The organism is Microbacterium barkeri, from assembly GCF_027921765.1.
GTDB classification, from domain to species: Bacteria; Actinomycetota; Actinomycetes; order Actinomycetales; family Microbacteriaceae; genus Microbacterium; species Microbacterium barkeri.
The window spans coordinates 59,577-76,237 of record NZ_BSEJ01000007.1; the positions used below are offsets into that span (position 1 = coordinate 59,577).

The 16,661-nt window shown below is 71.4% G+C and carries 16 protein-coding genes; 3 read left to right on the plus strand and 13 right to left on the minus strand.

Features of this window, described 5'->3' with window-relative positions:
- Positions 1 to 24: 24 nt before the first annotated feature.
- The 3 genes from PKE79_RS08605 to PKE79_RS08615 are packed head-to-tail and all read right to left on the minus strand — an operon-like array spanning position 25 to position 5,950.
- Positions 25 to 519, minus strand: a complete 495-nt coding sequence (locus PKE79_RS08605) for a peptide deformylase (protein WP_271173282.1) — start codon at positions 517 to 519, stop codon at positions 25 to 27.
- A complete protein-coding gene (locus PKE79_RS08610; RefSeq protein ID WP_271173283.1) occupies positions 516 to 2,498 on the minus strand; it encodes a nucleotide-binding protein in 1,983 nt (660 codons plus the stop codon). Before PKE79_RS08610 ends, PKE79_RS08605 begins: the two co-directional genes overlap by 4 nt.
- A 44-nt stretch (positions 2,499 to 2,542) precedes the next feature.
- The gene (locus PKE79_RS08615) at positions 2,543 to 5,950 is read right to left on the minus strand and encodes a pyruvate carboxylase (RefSeq protein ID WP_271173284.1); all 3,408 of its coding nucleotides are present in this window, start codon (positions 5,948 to 5,950) and stop codon (positions 2,543 to 2,545) included.
- A 91-nt stretch (positions 5,951 to 6,041) separates the two neighbouring features.
- Between PKE79_RS08615 and PKE79_RS08620 the strand changes: the two genes are divergently transcribed.
- Positions 6,042 to 6,860 (plus strand): ParA family protein, encoded by an 819-nt coding sequence (locus PKE79_RS08620; protein ID WP_271173285.1) that lies wholly within the window; start codon positions 6,042 to 6,044, stop codon positions 6,858 to 6,860.
- 484 nt (positions 6,861 to 7,344) lie between these two features.
- Here PKE79_RS08620 and PKE79_RS08625 read toward each other — a convergent pair whose 3' ends face one another.
- The 3 genes from PKE79_RS08625 to PKE79_RS08635 all read right to left on the minus strand — a co-directional run bounded on the left by PKE79_RS08625 (position 7,345) and on the right by PKE79_RS08635 (position 9,163).
- On the minus strand, positions 7,345 to 7,884 hold the full coding sequence (locus tag PKE79_RS08625) for a MerR family transcriptional regulator (RefSeq protein WP_271173286.1): 540 nt from the start codon (positions 7,882 to 7,884) through the stop codon (positions 7,345 to 7,347).
- Between the two features lie 131 nt (positions 7,885 to 8,015).
- Positions 8,016 to 8,696: a transcriptional regulator FtsR gene (gene ftsR / locus PKE79_RS08630; protein WP_271173287.1), complete on the minus strand. Its 681-nt coding sequence runs from the start codon at positions 8,694 to 8,696 to the stop codon at positions 8,016 to 8,018.
- Positions 8,696 to 9,163: an FHA domain-containing protein gene (locus PKE79_RS08635; RefSeq protein WP_271173288.1), complete on the minus strand. Its 468-nt coding sequence runs from the start codon at positions 9,161 to 9,163 to the stop codon at positions 8,696 to 8,698. Before PKE79_RS08635 ends, ftsR begins: the two co-directional genes overlap by 1 nt.
- Positions 9,164 to 9,312: 149 nt before the next feature.
- Here PKE79_RS08635 and PKE79_RS08640 point away from each other — a divergent pair, with 149 nt between their 5' ends.
- Together PKE79_RS08640 and lpdA are read left to right on the plus strand one after the other, a co-directional pair.
- Complete coding sequence (locus PKE79_RS08640) at positions 9,313 to 9,972, plus strand: copper resistance CopC family protein (RefSeq protein WP_271173289.1); 660 nt, start codon at positions 9,313 to 9,315, stop codon at positions 9,970 to 9,972.
- Positions 9,973 to 10,036: 64 nt separating this feature from the next.
- Positions 10,037 to 11,434: a dihydrolipoyl dehydrogenase gene (gene lpdA, locus PKE79_RS08645; RefSeq protein ID WP_271173290.1), complete on the plus strand. Its 1,398-nt coding sequence runs from the start codon at positions 10,037 to 10,039 to the stop codon at positions 11,432 to 11,434.
- Positions 11,435 to 11,590: 156 nt separating this feature from the next.
- Here the strand turns inward: lpdA and PKE79_RS08650 are convergent, their stop codons facing one another.
- Genes PKE79_RS08650 through ftsE form a run of 7 tightly spaced genes read right to left on the minus strand, consistent with a single transcriptional unit; the run spans position 11,591 to position 16,589 of the window.
- Complete coding sequence (locus PKE79_RS08650; protein WP_271173291.1) at positions 11,591 to 12,199, minus strand: CYTH domain-containing protein; 609 nt, start codon at positions 12,197 to 12,199, stop codon at positions 11,591 to 11,593.
- A 1-nt stretch (position 12,200) separates the two neighbouring features.
- Entirely contained in the window at positions 12,201 to 12,434 is a 234-nt protein-coding gene (locus PKE79_RS08655; RefSeq protein WP_271173292.1) for a response regulator, read from the minus strand.
- Between the two features lie 4 nt (positions 12,435 to 12,438).
- On the minus strand, positions 12,439 to 13,473 hold the full coding sequence (locus PKE79_RS08660) for a YihY/virulence factor BrkB family protein (RefSeq protein WP_271173293.1): 1,035 nt from the start codon (positions 13,471 to 13,473) through the stop codon (positions 12,439 to 12,441).
- 47 nt (positions 13,474 to 13,520) lie between these two features.
- On the minus strand, positions 13,521 to 13,991 hold the full coding sequence (locus PKE79_RS08665; protein WP_271173294.1) for a prepilin peptidase: 471 nt from the start codon (positions 13,989 to 13,991) through the stop codon (positions 13,521 to 13,523).
- A gap of 50 nt (positions 13,992 to 14,041) precedes the next feature.
- A complete protein-coding gene (smpB, locus tag PKE79_RS08670; protein WP_271173295.1) occupies positions 14,042 to 14,518 on the minus strand; it encodes an SsrA-binding protein SmpB in 477 nt (158 codons plus the stop codon).
- 53 nt (positions 14,519 to 14,571) lie between these two features.
- Positions 14,572 to 15,483, minus strand: coding sequence for a permease-like cell division protein FtsX (gene ftsX, locus PKE79_RS08675; protein WP_271173296.1), 912 nt, complete (start codon positions 15,481 to 15,483; stop codon positions 14,572 to 14,574).
- Positions 15,480 to 16,589, minus strand: a complete 1,110-nt coding sequence (gene ftsE / locus PKE79_RS08680) for a cell division ATP-binding protein FtsE (RefSeq protein WP_271173297.1) — start codon at positions 16,587 to 16,589, stop codon at positions 15,480 to 15,482. Before ftsE ends, ftsX begins: the two co-directional genes overlap by 4 nt.
- Between the last annotated feature and the right edge of the window lie 72 nt (positions 16,590 to 16,661).

Here is a 16,661-nt window from a genome sequence, read left to right on the forward strand (position 1 = left end):
CCGTCCCCCTCACTCATGCCCCGCCTAGGTGAGCCAGATCTTCTCCCGCACCTCGCGCATGGCGGCCTTGCGGTCGTCCGCCGAGAGGCGCTTGAGGTAGAGCATGCCGTCGAGGTGATCGGTCTCGTGCTGCAGCATCTGCGCGAAGAGGCCCTCCCCCTCGAGCACGACGCGCGCGCCGTCGAGGTCGATGCCCTCCGCCCGTGCGTACGGGTGGCGCAGGGCGTCGTGCCAGAGGCCCGGCACCGACAGGCATCCCTCTCCGGTCGGGACGGGCTCGCCCCGCACCTCGACGATGCGCGGGTTGAGGATGTACCCGATGTCTCCGTCGATGTTGTAGCTGAACGCACGGAGTCCGACGCCGATCTGCGGCGCCGCGACACCGGCCCTGCCCGGGAGCTTCACCGTCTCGATGAGGTCGTCGACGAGCGCGCGGATGCCGTCGTCGATGTGCTCGATCTCGGCGCACCGCTGAGCGAGCACGGGGTCGCCGATGATCCGGATGTCGCGGACGGTCACTTCTCCTCCTGCGTCGGCTGCCGCAGTCCCTCGACGACGCGCGCGGCGAGCTCGCGCGCGGCGTCGCGCGTGGCAGGGGCGAGCTCGCCGTACGCGATGGCGCTGCCCGTCGCGAGCTGCGGGTCGTACGGGATGCGGACGACGGCGCGCACACGGCTGCGGAAATGCGCGTCGAGCTCGTCGAGGCGCACGAGCGGAGCACCCGGAGTCGACTGGTTCAGCACGACGACCGCAGAGCGCACCTGATCGGCGAAGCCGTTCGACTCGAGCCACGTGAGCGTCTCGCTCGCGAGGCGCGCCTCGTCGACGCTGAGCCCCGCGACCACGACGATCTGGTCAGCGAGGTCGAGCGTCGCGCCCATGACGGAGTGCACGATGCCCGTGCCCGTGTCGGTGAGCACGATCGAGTAGTAGTGCGCGGCGACGTCGGCGACGTCGCGGTAGTCCTGGTCGCTGAACGCCTCCGACACGTGCGGATCGGTGTCCGACGCGAGCACGTCGAGGCGGGTCTCGTCGCGGACGACGTGACTCGACATGTCGGCGTAGCCGTGCACGGCGTCGCGGTTGCGGACGAGATCGCGCACGGTCTTCCCGGTCGCCCGCGCGATGCGCTCGGCGAGCGTGCCGCGGTCGGGGTTCGCGTCGACGGCGATCACGCGGTCGTCGCGGGCGTCGGCGAGTGCCATGCCGAGGAGCGCCGTGACGGTCGTCTTGCCGACGCCGCCCTTGCGGCTGAGCACGGGGACGAAGCGCGCCGCGCCGCTCAGCGGAGCGGCGATGCGCCGCGAGAGCTCCTTGCGCTCGCGCGTCCGCCTGCTGTCGCCGAGGTTGATGAGGTGTCCCGACAGGCGGTAGACGAGCTGCCGCCACGGCCCCTCGGGCTCGGGACGGTGGATGGCGCCCGTATCGAGCAGCCGGTCGGCCGTGAGCACGTCCGCGCTCTCGCGCGCGGCGTTCTCGCTCACCTCCCCCGCTCGACGGGACGCCGTCTCACGCGGCTTGCGCGCGGGCGCGGGCGACGACTCGGGCGCGGCCTTCGCCTGCTCGATGAACGACGGACGCGTGATCGGCGGCGCGGGCTTCGCGTTCTCGGTGGATTCGGACATGTCCTCTTCTCTCGCATCGGCGACGGCGCCATCGGGGGCGGTCTCTCCGACGTGCTCGGCCGGCTCTTCCTGGTCTCGGGCGGAAGCAGCCGCGGGGCGCAGGAACGAGTCGTAGCCCGGCGGGAGCGTCTCCTCGCGCACGACGGGACGGCGCTCGCGCGGCTCGGTGTCCGGGGCGCCCTGCGCGTCGTCCGACGCCGCGGCGGTGTCGTCGTCCGCCTCGTCTGCCTCGATGGCGGTGTCGGCTTCGACCTCGGTCGGCTCGTCGGGCACGTCGTCGGTCTGGTCGTCGGGCTCGATGTCGTCCGCCGCGGCGGGCTGGTCGTCAGGCTCGACGTCTTCCTCGTCGAGGCCCGCTTCCTCTGCCTCAGCTGCGGCAGCGGTGAGGTCGTCGTCCGGCTCGCGCTCCTCCACCTGGGCGTCGGGCTCGTGGGCTCCAGGCACCTCGGCCTCGAGCACCTCGACGTCGTCCGCGTCGGGCTCGAGCACCTCGACGTCGTCGGCGTGCGCGCCGTCCGACTCCGCGCCATCGGCCTCGGCGTCGTCCTCGACGGTCTCTGCGGGCGTGGACTCACGGGCGGCGGCGACGGTCTCCTCGTCGAGCTCGCCCGTGATGACCTCGAGGTCGTCGTCGGGCTCGTCGGCCGGGAGCTCGATGACGATCCCGCCGCGGCGCACGTCGCCGCCCGGGATGTCATCGTCGACGACGTCGTCATCCGGGTCTTCGATGGTCTGCGGCAGCACGACGCGCACCTGTGCCGTGTGCGTGCCGAGGATGCCGATCGCCGTCGTGTCGATGCCGGTGTCCTCGAGGACTCCGTGGTCCTCGGGCTCTTCCTCTGGCCGTCCGCTGCGATCCGAACTCACTGTCATGTCTCCCCAAGCGGGGCGCGACACACGTCGCGCCCCGCTCAAGGTTACTGGGCGGGCGTGACGACGACCAAAAGGTCGCCCGCCTCCACCTGCTGGGTGGCCGCGATCGCGATCCGCTCGACGATGCCGTCGACGGGCGCCGTGATGGCGGCCTCCATCTTCATCGCCTCGATCGAGGCGACCGGCTGCCCCGCGGCCACGCGGTCGCCCGGCTCCACCTTGACCGTGACCACGCCGGAGAACGGCGCGGCCACCTGCCCCGGCCTGCTCGTGTCGGCCTTCTCGGCCTCGTGCGCCTCGACCTGGATGCTGCGGTCGCGCGCCGAGACCGGGCGGAGCTGGCCGTTCAGGGTCGTCATGACCGACCGGATGCCCTTGTCGTCGGCCGCGCCGATCGACTCGAGCCCCGCGTAGAGCTGCACGCCCTTCTCGAGCGTGATGACGTGCTCGCGACCCGGGGTCAGCCCGTAGAGGTAGTCGGCCGTGTCGAGGACCGACAGGTCGCCGTAGGTCTCGCGCATCTCCTGGAAGACCTTCGTCGGCTGCGGGAAGAGCAGGCGGTTCAGCGTCGCGCGTCGCGTGGCCGAGTCGCCGTCCAGCGCGGCCTGGTCATCGGCGCTGATCGGCGTGACGCCGGTCTTCACCTCGCGCCCGGCGAGCACCTTCGTGCGGAACGGCTCGGGCCATCCGCCCGGCAGGTCGCCGAGCTCACCGGCCATGAATCCGACGACTGAGTCGGGCACGTCGTACTTGCCGGGGTTCTCGGCGAAGTCGGCGGGATCGGCGCGGACCGCCGCGAGGTGGAGCGCGAGGTCGCCCACGACCTTCGACGACGGGGTCACCTTGGGAACGCGCCCGAGGATCTCGTTCGCCGCGGCGTACATGTCCTCGATGAGCTCGAAGTCGTCGGCGAGGCCGAGCGCGATCGCCTGCTGACGCAGGTTCGACAGCTGTCCGCCCGGGATCTCGTGCGCGTAGACGCGCCCGGTCGGCCCGGCGAGGCCCGACTCGAACGGCTTGTACAGGTGGCGGACGGCCTCCCAGTACGGCTCGAGGTCGGAAACGGCCTGCAGGTCGAGCCCCGTGTCACGATCGGTGTGCGCGAGGGCGGCGACGAGCGACGACAGCGACGGCTGGCTCGTCGTGCCCGCCATGGTCGCCGCCGCGGCGTCGACCGCATCGGCGCCCGCGGCACTCGCCGCGAGCAGCGTCGCGAGCTGGCCGCCGGGGGTGTCGTGCGTGTGCACGTGCACGGGCAGGTCGAAGCGCTCGCGGAACGCCGAGACGAGCTTCGCCGCGGCGGCGGGTCGCAGGAGGCCCGCCATGTCCTTGATCGCGAGCACATGAGCGCCCGCGTCCGCGATCTGCTCGGCGAGTCGGAGGTAGTAGTCGAGCGTGTAGAGATCCTCAGCAGGGTTCAGCAGGTCGCCCGTGTAGCAGACGGCGACCTCGGCGACCGTCGTGCCGGTCTCGAGCACCGCATCGATCGCGGGGCGCATCTGGGACACGTCGTTGAGCGCGTCGAAGATGCGGAAGATGTCGATCCCGGTCGCCGCGGCCTCGCGCACGAAGGCATCGGTCACCTCGGTCGGATACGGGGTGTACCCGACCGTGTTGCGACCGCGCAGCAGCATCTGGATGGCGACGTTCGGCAGCGCCTCGCGCAGCCGTGCGAGACGCTCCCACGGGTCCTCGGCGAGGAAGCGCAGCGCGACATCGTAGGTCGCACCGCCCCACGCCTCGACGGAGAGCAGCTGCGGAGTCAGACGCGCGACGTGCGGCGCCACGTTGAGGAGGTCCTTCGTGCGGACGCGCGTCGCGAGCAGCGACTGGTGCGCGTCGCGGAAGGTCGTCTCCGTGACGGCCAGGGCCTTCTGCTCGCGCAGCGCCTGGGCGAAGCCCGCAGGGCCGAGCTCGAGGAGCCGCTGGCGCGAGCCCGCGGCCGGCGCGGCTGACAGGTCGACGGCCGGCAGCTTCGAGCGCGGGTCGATCGAGAGCGGGTTCTCCCCGTGGGGCTTGTTGACGGTGACGTCGACCAGCCAGTTGAGGATCTTCGAGCCGCGGTCCTTCGAGGGCCGCCCCCGCACGAGCTCGGGGCGCTCGTCGATGAACGACGTCGAGAGGTCGCCCTCGATGAACGACGGGTCGTCGAGGACGGCCTGAAGGAACGGGATGTTCGTCGAGACGCCGCGGATGCGGAACTCCGCGAGCGCGCGGCGCGCGCGGCGGACGGCCGCGGTGTAGTCGCGTCCGCGGCACGTGAGCTTCGCGAGCATCGAGTCGAAGTGCGGGCTCACCTGGGCGCCGGCGGCCGTCGTGCCGCCGTCGAGGCGGATGCCCGCGCCGCCCGGCGACCGGTAGGTCGTGATCTTGCCGGTGTCGGGCCGGAATCCCTGTGCCGGGTCCTCGGTCGTGATGCGGCACTGGAGAGCCGCCCCGTGCAGGCGGATGTCGTCCTGCAGGAGCCCGATGTCGGCGAGCGTCTCGCCCGACGCGATGCGCATCTGCGCCTGGACGAGGTCGACATCCGTCACCTCCTCGGTCACGGTGTGCTCGACCTGGATGCGCGGGTTCATCTCGATGAAGACGACCTCGCCCGCGCGCGGCCCCGCGGTCTCGAGGAGGAACTCGACGGTCCCGGCGTTGACGTAGCCGATCGACCGCGCGAACGCGACCGCGTGGCGGTGGAGGTCGGCGCGCACGGTGTCGTCGAGGTTCGGCGCTGGCGCGATCTCGATCACCTTCTGATGGCGGCGCTGCACCGAGCAGTCCCGCTCGAACAGGTGGACGGTCTCTCCCGATGCGTCGGCGAGGACCTGCACCTCGACGTGACGCGGCCGGAGCACGGCCTGCTCGAGGAACATGCGCGGATCGCCGAAGGCGCTGTCGGCCTCGCGCATCGCCTCGGCGAGCGCGGGGGCGAGCTCCTCCTTCGACTCCACGCGGCGCATGCCGCGGCCGCCGCCGCCCGCGACGGCCTTCGCGAAGAGGGGGAATCCGATCTCGTCGGACTGGGCGACGAGCTCGTCCACGTCGTCGGATGCGGGCGTCGACCGGAGCACGGGAACGCCCGCCCGGATCGCGTGCTCCTTGGCGGTGACCTTGTTGCCGGCCATCTCGAGCACCTCGGCCGGCGGGCCGATGAACGCGATGCCGTGCGCGGCGGCCTTCGCCGCGAGGTCGGGGTTCTCGGAGAGGAAGCCGTAGCCGGGATAGATCGCGTCGGCGCCCGCCTCGACCGCCACGCGGACGATCTCGTCGACGTCGAGGTAGGCGCGGACCGGATGGCCCTCCACGCCGATCTGGTACGCCTCATCCGCCTTCAGGCGATGGAGCGAGTTGCGATCCTCGTACGGGAAGACCGCGACCGTGCGCGCCCCCAGCTCGTACGCCGCGCGAAACGCGCGGATGGCGATCTCGCCACGGTTGGCCACGAGAACCTTCGAGAACATACGCCTCCTCGGCGACAGCTGGCACGGCGGAGCCCGGCACACCGACATCGCTGAGCTCGCCCCCAGCTTAGGGGAGGGTAGGTTAGACCACGTGCACGTACTCAGCGTCAGCTCTCTCAAGGGAGGCGTCGGCAAGACGACCGTGACCCTCGGGCTCGCCTCAGCGGCATTCTCGCGGGGCATCCGGACGCTCGTCGTCGACCTCGACCCCCAGTCCGACGTGTCGACGGGACTCGACATCCAGATCGCCGGCCACCTGAACGTGGCCGATGTTCTCGAGAACCCGAAGGAGAAGGTCGTCCGCCAGGCCATCACGGCGAGCGGGTGGACGAAGGTGCACCCCGGCGTCATCGACGTGCTCATCGGGAGCCCGTCGGCGATCAACTACGACGGACCGCACCCGACGGTGCGCGACGTGTGGAAGCTCGAGGAGGCGCTCGCCTCGGTCGAGGCCGACTACGACCTCGTGCTCATCGACTGCGCTCCGTCGCTCAACGCCCTCACGCGCACGGCGTGGGCCGCGAGCGATCGCGTCGCCGTCATCACCGAGCCGGGGCTCTTCTCCGTCGCGGCCGCCGACCGCGCGCTGCGTGCGATCGAGGAGATCCGCCGGGGCCTCTCGCCGCGTCTCCAGCCCCTCGGCATCGTCGTGAACCGCGTGCGCCCCCAGTCGATCGAGCACCAGTTCCGCATCAAGGAGCTCCGCGACATGTTCGGCCCCCTCGTGCTGTCGCCGCAGCTGCCCGAGCGCACCTCGCTCCAGCAGGCGCAGGGCGCCGCGAAGCCGCTGCATGTGTGGCCCGGCGAATCGGCGCAGGAGCTGGCGCAGGACTTCGACCAGCTGCTCGACCGCATCGTGCGCGCCGGCCGCATCCCCGTCCCCGAGACGGGCCCCACCGCCGCGGAGTGAGCCCCCGGACCATCCGCCCCGCCGCGCGAAGCGAGACACGCACCGCCCCGCGTCCGCCCGTGTCTCACCCGGCGCGGGAAAGCACCCGCCATACCCACCCGTAGCGAGACACGCACCGCCCACACCCGACGCGTGTCTCACCCCGCGAGGGAAAGGGCCCGCCACACCCGCGCGAAGCGAGACACGCACCGCCCCACGCCGGCCCGTGTCTCACCCGGCGCGGGAAAGCACCCGCCATACCCACCCGTAGCGAGACACGCACTCACCTTGGTGAGGCAGGTACGCCGCGCTGACTCGACCCGTGTCTCACCCGGCGCGGGAAAGCACCCGCCATACCCGCGCGAAGCGAGACACGCACCGCCCCACGCCGGCCCGTGTCTCACCCGGCGCGGGAAAGCACCCGCCATACCCACCCGTAGCGAGACACGGCGTGCGAAAGCCCCGTCACTGCCGACGGATGTGTCGACGGGACCGGGTAGGAGCGTCAGGCGGTGCGCTTCGAGCGGCGTGCAGCCAGCTCGTCGACCGGGTCCGGAGCGGTCGGGTCGAAGTCGACGAGCGTCGACTCGACCTCGCGCAGCACGCGCCCGACGGCGATGCCGAACACGCCCTGGCCGCGGCTCACGAGGTCGATGACCTCGTCGTTCGAGGTGCAGAGGTAGACCGAGGCGCCATCGCTCATGAGCGTGGTCCCGGCGAGATCGCGAATGCCCGACGCGCGCAGCTGGTCGACGGCGACCCGGATCTGCTGAAGCGAGATGCCCGTGTCGAGCAGGCGCTTCACGAGCTTGAGGACGAGGATGTCGCGGAAGCCGTACAGCCGCTGCGAGCCCGATCCCGAGGCGCTGCGGATGGTCGGCACGACGAGCTCGGTGCGCGCCCAGTAATCGAGCTGCCGGTATGTGATGCCCGCCGCGCGCGCCGCCACCGCACCGCGGTAGCCGGCTTCGGGGTCGAGCTGCGGCAGGCCGTCGGTGAAGAGAAGGTCGGCGGTGAAGCCGTCCGCTGCGGGATCCTCAGCCATCGTGATCCTTACTCCTCACGTTCGATTCCTGTCCACCGTATGGCAGGGATGGGGCCCCGGCAACGACATCCGCGTCGAGGCGGCGGCGTGTCGAGCGAAGCGTTATGAACGTTATAGAACGACGCCGCAGGTCACGGGAGGACGCGCTCGAGCGCCTGCCGCACGAAGATGCCGCGCACCTCGTCGAGACGCCGCGCGAGCTCGGGGCCGAGCTCACCGGCCCGCGCGCGCGAGCGCGCGTCCGTGCGCCGCAGGAGCGGGGTGAGCGCCTGATCGACGAGGTCGGCGTCCTTGTCCGCGCTCTGCTTCACGGCGCGGAGGTGACGCGGCTCGATGCCGTGCCGGTCGAGCGCGACGAACGCACGCAGCAGCGCGACCGCGTGCTCGTCGTAGACGTCGGATGCCTGGATGAGCCCGATGCTGATCGCGTCGTTGAGCAGCTGCGGGGCCGCACCCGCTTCGGCGAGCAGGTCGGCGCGCGTGTAGGTGCGGGTCGTCGGATGGATCGAGGTCGGCAGCGCGAGCCTCTCGCCTCCGTTCGCATCGACCTCGTCGAGGTGATCGCGGATCACGCTGAGCGGGAGGTAGTGGTCGCGCTGCAGCACGAGACCCAGACGCAGCCGTTCGACATCCTGCGGCGAGAACTTGCGGTACCCCGACGGCGTCCGCTGCGGCGAGACGATCCCCTGCTCCTCGAGGTAACGGAGCTTGCTCGAGGTGAGATTGGGGAACTCGGGAGTGAGCTTCGCGAGCACCTGTCCGATGCTGAGCAGCGCCGCTGACGCGCTTCGCTCTGCGGCAGCGGCTGCCATCAGGCGCCGGCCCCCGCGATGTCTCGGGGGGAGGCGAAGAAGTTGAAGCGGAACTTGCCGATGCGCACCTCGGCGCCATTGCGGAGCACCGCGCGGTCGACACGCTCTCCGTCGACGTAGGTTCCGTTGAGCGAGCGCTGGTCGATGATCTCGAACACCGTCCGGTCGCGGGTGATCTCGGCGTGACGACGGGAGACCGTGACGTCGTCGAGGAAGATGTCGGCCTCGGGATGCCGGCCCGCGGTCGTCACGTCGGCGTCGAGGAGGTAGCGCGCGCCCGCGGTCGGGCCGGAGCGCACGAGGAGCAGCGCGGCTCCCGACGGGAGCGCCCCCACCGCCTCGAGCTCGGCGGTCGACAGCTCACCCGCGAACGGCACGAACGACAGGTCGGCGTCATGCCCGAACGTCTGGGTGACGTCACCTGCTCCGTCGTGGCCGCCCGCCGGCCGGTACTGCGCTTCTGTCACGCTCGACCTCCCTTTCGCTCCACCCTATCCGATCGCCGTCGATCGGATCGGCCCCTCCCAGGGGCCTGTGAGGGCACTCGCGAAAGTCTGCCCTGTGCACGACGCGAGCGGAAGATCCGTTCAGAATCGGCCGATAGCGTCGACGTGCCATGACTGCTCTCCACGCCTCCGCACGCACCCGCCGTCCGTCCCGCCGTCTTGCCGCCGCAGCGCTCGTCGCGGCCGCGATCCTCGCGCCGCAGCTGATGCCATCCGCCGCGTCGGCGCACGACGCGCTCGTCAGCACGTCGCCCGCCGACGGCGAGACCGTGCAGACCCTCCCCGACGCGATCACCCTCACCTTCAGCGGCGCTCTCCTCGAGGGCGCGCCGCAGGCGGTGTTCGTCACGGACGCGTCCTGCCCCGGGATCGCCGAGGCCGAGCCGGGCAGCATCGCGATCGACCGCGCGTCGTGCCGGGACTACGCGGCCGGCGACGCCGTGGCGGACGGCCCGCTCCTCACGCAGCAGCTCGACGTCGCCGGGGCACCCGCCGGCGAGTACACGGTCATCGCGAGTGTCACCTACGGCGACTCGCACAGCGAGGACAAGATCTTCCGGTTCACGACGACCGAGGCCGCGCCGGGCGGGGCGTCCGAGGCGCCGAGCGCCGAACCGGCGGAGACGCCCGCAGCGGAGGACACGGCCGCCCCGACCGAGACGTCGGAGGATGCCGCGTCTCCCCTCCCCTGGATCCTCGGCGGCATCGGCGCGGTGGTCGCCCTGTCGCTCGTCGCCGTCCTCGTCGGCCGCGCACGCCGGTCCTCCTGAGCCGCCCCGGGCATCCTCCCGCCCGCGCGCTCAGGTCCCCTCCCGCACAGATAGGCTTGATCCCATGGCTCACTACGACGTCGTCATCCTCGGCGCGGGCCCCGGCGGCTACGTCGCCGCCGTCCGCAGCGCCCAGCTCGGTCTCACGACCGCCATCATCGAAGAGAAGTACTGGGGCGGTGTCTGCCTCAACGTCGGCTGCATCCCCTCGAAGGCGCTCCTGAAGAACGCCGAGATCGCCCACACCTTCACCCACAAGGCCGACCTGTTCGGCATCTCGGGCGACGTGCACTTCGACTTCGGCGCGGCGTTCGACCGCAGCCGCAAGGTCGCGGAGACGCACGTCAAGGGCATCCACTTCCTCATGAAGAAGAACAAGGTCACCGAGTACGAGGGCCGCGGCACCTTCACGGGACCCAAGGCGATCTCGGTCGCCAAGTCGGATGGCTCGACCGAGGAGGTCACGTTCGACAACGTGATCATCGCCACCGGCTCGACCGTGCGCCTCCTCCCCGGCGTCCAGCTGAGCGACAACGTCGTGACGTACGAGGAGCAGATCCTCACGCGCGAGCTGCCCGAGTCGATCGTCATCGTCGGCGCCGGCGCCATCGGCATGGAGTTCGCCTACGTCCTGTCGAACTACGGCGTCAAGGTCACGATCATCGAGTTCCTCGACCGCGCGCTCCCGAACGAGGACGCGGAGGTCTCGAAGGAGATCCAGAAGCAGTACAAGAAGTACGGCATCGACATCCTCACCTCGACCGCCGTCAAGACCGTCACCGACAACGGCTCGTCCGTGCACGTCACGTACGAGTCGCGTGACGGCGTGGCCGGCGAGATCACGACCGGCAAGGTGCTCATGTCGGTCGGCTTCGCGCCGAACGTCTCGGGCTTCGGCCTCGAGAACACGGGCGTCCAGCTCACCGACCGCGGCGCGATCGAGATCGACGAGTTCATGCGCACGAACGTCGAGGGCATCTACGCGATCGGCGACGTCACCGCCAAGCTCCAGCTCGCGCACGTCGCCGAGGCTCAGGCCGTCGTCGCCGCCGAGACGATCGGCAAGGCCGAGACGATGCCGCTCGGCGACTACCGCATGATGCCGCGCGCCACCTTCTGCTCGCCGCAGGTCGCCAGCTTCGGCCTCACGGAGGAGCAGGCGCGCGCCGAGGGCCGCGAGATCAAGGTCGCGAAGTTCCCGTTCAGCGCGAACGGCAAGGCGAACGGCCTCGGCGAGCCCGTCGGCTTCGTCAAGCTCATCGCGGATGCCGAGCACCTCGAGCTCATCGGCGCCCACCTCATCGGCCCCGACGTCTCGGAGCTCCTCCCCGAGCTCACGCTCGCGCAGAAGTGGGACATCACGGCGCTCGAGGCGGCCCGCAACGTGCACACGCACCCGACCCTCTCGGAGACGCTGCAGGAGGGCTTCCACGGCCTCCTCGGTCACTTCATCAACATGTAGGACTGAGCGCGCGCAGCGCGCCGCCTCCGGTCGTTGAGCGACGAACGCCAGCGAGGAGACGAAACGACGTGAGCCGGCCCCGGGAGATCCCGGGGCCGGCTCACGTCATTTCGACTCGCTCCGCTCGCTCAATGACCGGGGTGGGTGGCGCCGCCCTCAGTGCCCGAGGGCGCGAGCGAGCTTGGACGCGCTCGACGCCGCGCGTGCGCCCGCTGCGGTCGCCGCGCGTGCCACCGCGTCGAAGAACGCGTCGCGGTCGGCCGGGGCGGCCGGTCCGAGCTCGATCTCCCACTCGTGCCATTCGCGGTCGACCCCCGCGCGGAGGTCCGCCGTGCGCACGTGGTCGTCCACGAACTCCGCGACGACGCCGCCGTCGGCGTCGAGCAGCTCGTACGCCGTGCGGTCGTTGACGATGCGCGCGAGCGGGCGCAGGGGCTCGGTCGTCCAGGCGGCGATCTCCGCGGCGACCGCATCCGGGATCTCCTCGGTGTCGCCCAACGGCCATCCGAGCTCCGTGCGCGCGCCGTCGACGAGCGGGCCCTTGATGTGCCAGCCCGCGTCGGGGCCGCCCGTGCGGCGCCGCAGCGCGACGCCGGCGCGCGCGAGCGCGAGGTCGTCGGTGTCGAGGTAGAGGGCGTCGAGATGCCGCTCCTCGCCCTCCGTGGCCGACGCGACGCCGGGGACGGCCGTCCAGTCGGGCAGGGGCGTTCCGGGGTCGACGTCGAACTTCCGCTCGACCTCGACGAAGCGCGTGGGCTCGGTCATGTCAGCGCGAACCGCCCTCGTCCTCGCCGTCCTGGACGAGGCTGTCCTCCTCCTCGACGAAGAGGAACGCGACCTCGGTCGGGCCGTCGCCCTCCCCGGTGTGCTGAGCCGCGCCCGAGCGATGGTAGACGACCTGCGTCTCCGAATACGGGACGATCAGCTGCTCGAGATCGGGGCTGTCCAGGGGCAGGACCTGTCCGTCGAGGGGTCCTCCGTGCAGTCGTGCGATGGCCATGCCCTCACGATAGCCGCGCCGTGACGTGCTCGCGCTCTTCGCGCTCGGCCTTGCGCGCGAGCTCGAGAGCGTCTACGGCGAGCCGGACGTCGCGCTCGGCCATCCGCACGCGCCGCTGGGCGAACGTCTCGGCGCCGAACCGGGCGCTCACCCGCGCCTCCTGCTCCTCGACGCGGACGACGATGTACGTGCACGCGATGAGGATCACCTGCGCCGAGAGGTTGAACCACAGCAGCAGGGCGATGAGAGACCCGAACGACGCCAGGAACGGATTGCGGTCCGCCCCGCCGGCGAACAGACCGGACAGCTGCTGCAGGACGGTGAGGCCCGCGCCGCCCAGGAGCGCGCCCGTCCACAGCGCACGCGCCGGAGCGCGGACGCCCGACAGCAGGCGGAAGAGCCAGGCGATGATCACCGCGTCCAGCGCGAACGTCGTGGCGACCGTCGCGACGCGCGTGAGGATCTCGGCCCATCCGCCGCCGGAGAGCCCCAGCCATCCGAGCACCGTCTCGATGAACGTCGAGCCGAGGAACGTGAGCACGGCCGCCGCGAGGAACAGCACGCCCACCGACACCGCGAAGAGCAGGTCGCGCAGCAGCAGCCACACGACGAGGACCTCCTCGTGGGCGGTGCCCGCGATCATCCGGATGGCCGTGCGCATGTTGCCGATCGCGCCGATCGCCGCCCAGACGAGGGCGAGCGCCGAGACGACACTCAGCCAGACGCTGCCGCCGAGCGCGGCGCCGAGGCTGTCGGCGTCGATGATGCCGTCGCCGCTGCCGTTGCGCACGAGACCGGGGATGGCCGCGCTCACGGCGTCGATGAGGGCCTGCCAGAGGTCGCTGCGCGCGTTGAGCCAGAGCGCCGCGACCGCGAAGCCGAGCGCGACGGCCGCGAACACCGAGAACAGCGCCCGGAAGGTCACGGCCGCTGCGAGGAGCCCGCCCTGGTGCTCGGTGAAGAGGAGCACGGCGCGCACGATGCGCACACGCAGCATCCGGGCGATGGCCGAGCGCATCCATCTCTCGATCGACGACATGCCTGCCACGTTACCGAGCGCCGCGCAGCCCGAGCGCCCCGCCGCGCTCAGGCGACGAGCAGCCCCGCCCAGGCGCCGAGGATCATCCACGGGCCGAACGGGATGCGCGCATCGCGGTCGGCGCGCCGCGCGGCCAGGAGCGCGAGCGCCCAGGCGGCCCCGCCGACGAAGGCTGCCGCCGCGCCGACCGCGAGCACGGCCCATCCGTGCCAGGCGAGGAAGACGCCCACGAGCGCCGCGAGCTTGACGTCGCCGCCGCCCATCCCCTCGGGGTTCGCGACCCGCAGAGCGAGGTAGAAGGCGCCGAGCGCGAGTCCGCCGAGGAGGGCACGGGCCAGGGGCGCCGCGTCTCCGAGCGATACGGCGTGCGCGGCGACGACGGCGAGGAGAGCGGCGGTCGAGGGCAGGACGATCCGATCGGGGAGCCGATGCTCATGGATGTCGACGCGCATGAGGATCACGCCGACGACGAGGAAGCCGCCGTACGCGACGGCGGCGAGGACCTCGGGAAGCGGCATCCCGTTAGGCTAGGGACGCCTGCGGGGGTGGCGCGGATGCCTGTGGAGAGTCACTCCCCCATGCGGTTGCGCATGCGCATCGCGCGCTCGGCCTCGCGCTTGTCCTGCCGCTCGCGGAGGGTCTGGCGCTTGTCGAACTCGCGCTTGCCCTTCGCGACGCCGATCTCGACCTTCGCGCGGCCGTCGAGGAAGTAGAGGCGCAGCGGCACGAGCGTGTACCCGCCCGCGGAGACCTGGTGGCTGAGCTTCACGATCTCGTCGCGGTGCAGGAGCAGCTTGCGGGTGCGCTTGGACGCGTGGTTCGTCCAGGTGCCCTGCGAGTACTCCGGGATGTGCACGGCGTCGAGCCAGGCCTCGCCGCGATCGATGTACGCGTAGCCGTCGCTGAGGTTCGCGCGCCCCTGGCGCAGCGACTTCACCTCGGTTCCGGTGAGCACGAGGCCCGCCTCATAGGTCTTCTCGATGGTGTACTCGTGGCGGGCGCGACGATTCGTCGCCACCACCTTCTCACCCTGTTCCCGGGGCATGCGCTCACCTCCTCGCTCTCACGGCGCAGCCTTCCACCCTAGCAAGGGTCGGGCTATGCCCGGAGCCAGCGCCGGATCGCGAAGCCCGCCGACAGAGCCGCGAGCACGACGCCGACCACGACGAGCACCGGCACGACGGCCCACGCCTCGGCCATCCCCACCCACGGGATGGCGTACATCTCGTTCACGAGGTACCGCTCGACGCCGAAGTGCACGCCCGCGAGCACGGCCGCGCCGGCGAGGGCCGCGCCGATGAACGCCGCGAACACGCCCTCGAGGACGAACGGCGTCTGGATGAACCGGTTGGACGCGCCCACGAGGCGCATGATGCCGACCTCGCGGCGGCGGGCATAGGCCGAGAGGCGGATGGTCGTGGCGATGAGGAGCACGGCCGACACGAGCATGAGGGCGGCGATGCCGATCGCGATGTACGTCGCGATCGTGAGGGTCGCGAAGAGCGGATCGAGGTACTCGAGCTGGTCGGTGATCTCCTCGACGCCCTGGATGCCCGTGAACGCCTCGGCGATGACGTCGGACTGGCTCGGGTCGACGAGGTTGACGTGGAACTCCGCGCTCGTCTGCTCGGCGGTGAGGAGGCTCGCGTAGTCCTCGCCGAGGTTCTCGACGATTGAGTCGAACGCCTCCTCGGGGCTGAGGTAGGTGTAGTCCTGGATGAGCGGCGACAGCGTCGGGCCCTCGAGCTCCTCCTGCACGGCGGCGATCTGCTCCTCCGACGCGGCGCCGTCGACGCACGTGTCGCCGGTCGAAAGGGGCGAGCACATGTAGATGTCGACGAGCGCGCGGTCCTGGAAGTACGCGTTGGTCTTGGCGATCTGGGCCTGCATGAGCACGGCCGCGCCCACGAAGGTGAGCGAGACGAAGGTCACGAGGATGACCGAGACGACCATCGAGGCATTGCGGCGCAGGCCCTGCAGGGCCTCGCCGAGGACGAGTCCGAATCTCATGAGGTCGGCCCCACTTCGTCGTCGCGGGAGGTGAGCCCCAGGCGGTCGGCCATGCCGAGCGCGTCCACGTCGACATCGACGCGCGGGATGGACAAGGTGCGGTTCGCGGCGTCCTCCGGCTCCGGATCGACGCCGGGCGCGGCGGATGTCTCGGCGGCGCGCTCGACGGGCGGGATGGCCGCGTCGGCGGGCTCGGACGGCTGCGCGGCGGGCGCCGGCGTCGACCGCGCGGCGGGCGCCGACGTCGGCTCGACGGTGGTCTCCACGACCTCCTCGACGGCGTCGACCGCGCGCTGCGTGGCGCTCTCGGCCGTCTCGCCCGGGGTCTCGGACACCTCGCGCTGGACCTCGAGGACGGCGGTCAGGGCCGCGATCGCGGCCGCACCGCGCTCGGTCTCCGGCTGCAACGTGCGGATGACCGAGGTGTCCCCGTAGCCGCCGTGCCGGTCGTCGCGGACGAGCTCGCCCTCGCGGAGCTCGATGACGCGGCGCCGCATCTGGTCGACGAAGGTCGCCTCGTGGGTCGCCATCACGACCGTCGTCCCGGTCGCGTTGACCTGCGCGAGGATGCGCATGATGTCGACGGACGTCGTCGGGTCGAGGTTGCCGGTGGGCTCGTCGGCGAGGAGCAGCTGCGGCCGGTTGACGAGCGCCCGGGCGATCGCGACGCGCTGCTGCTCGCCGCCGGACAGCTCGTGCGGCATGCGACGGCCCATGTCGGCCAGGCCCACGCGCTCGAGCGCCTCGGGCACGGCCTCCTTGATGAAGGCGCGCGACCGGCCGATCACCTGGAGCGTGAACGCGACGTTCTGCGCGACGGTCTTCGACTGCAGGAGACGGAAGTCCTGGAACACCGCCCCGATGTTGCGGCGGAAGTACGGCGTGCGCCGTGAGCTGAGGGTCTTCGTGTCGCGACCGAGCGCGACGACGCGGCCCGAGGACGGAAGGTCCTCGCGGAGGATGAGGCGGAGGCAGGACGACTTCCCCGAGCCGGAGGCTCCGACGAGGAAGACGAACTCGCCGCGCTGCACCTCGAAGTCGATGTCGCTGAGGGCCGGCTTCGCCGTGCCCTTGAAGCGCTTGGTGACGTGTTCGAACCGGATCATGGCGTACCGAGCCTAAGTCGCGACGCCCCGGGTACCCCGAGCGACACCCCCGCCCGATGCGTTGCCAGGCGG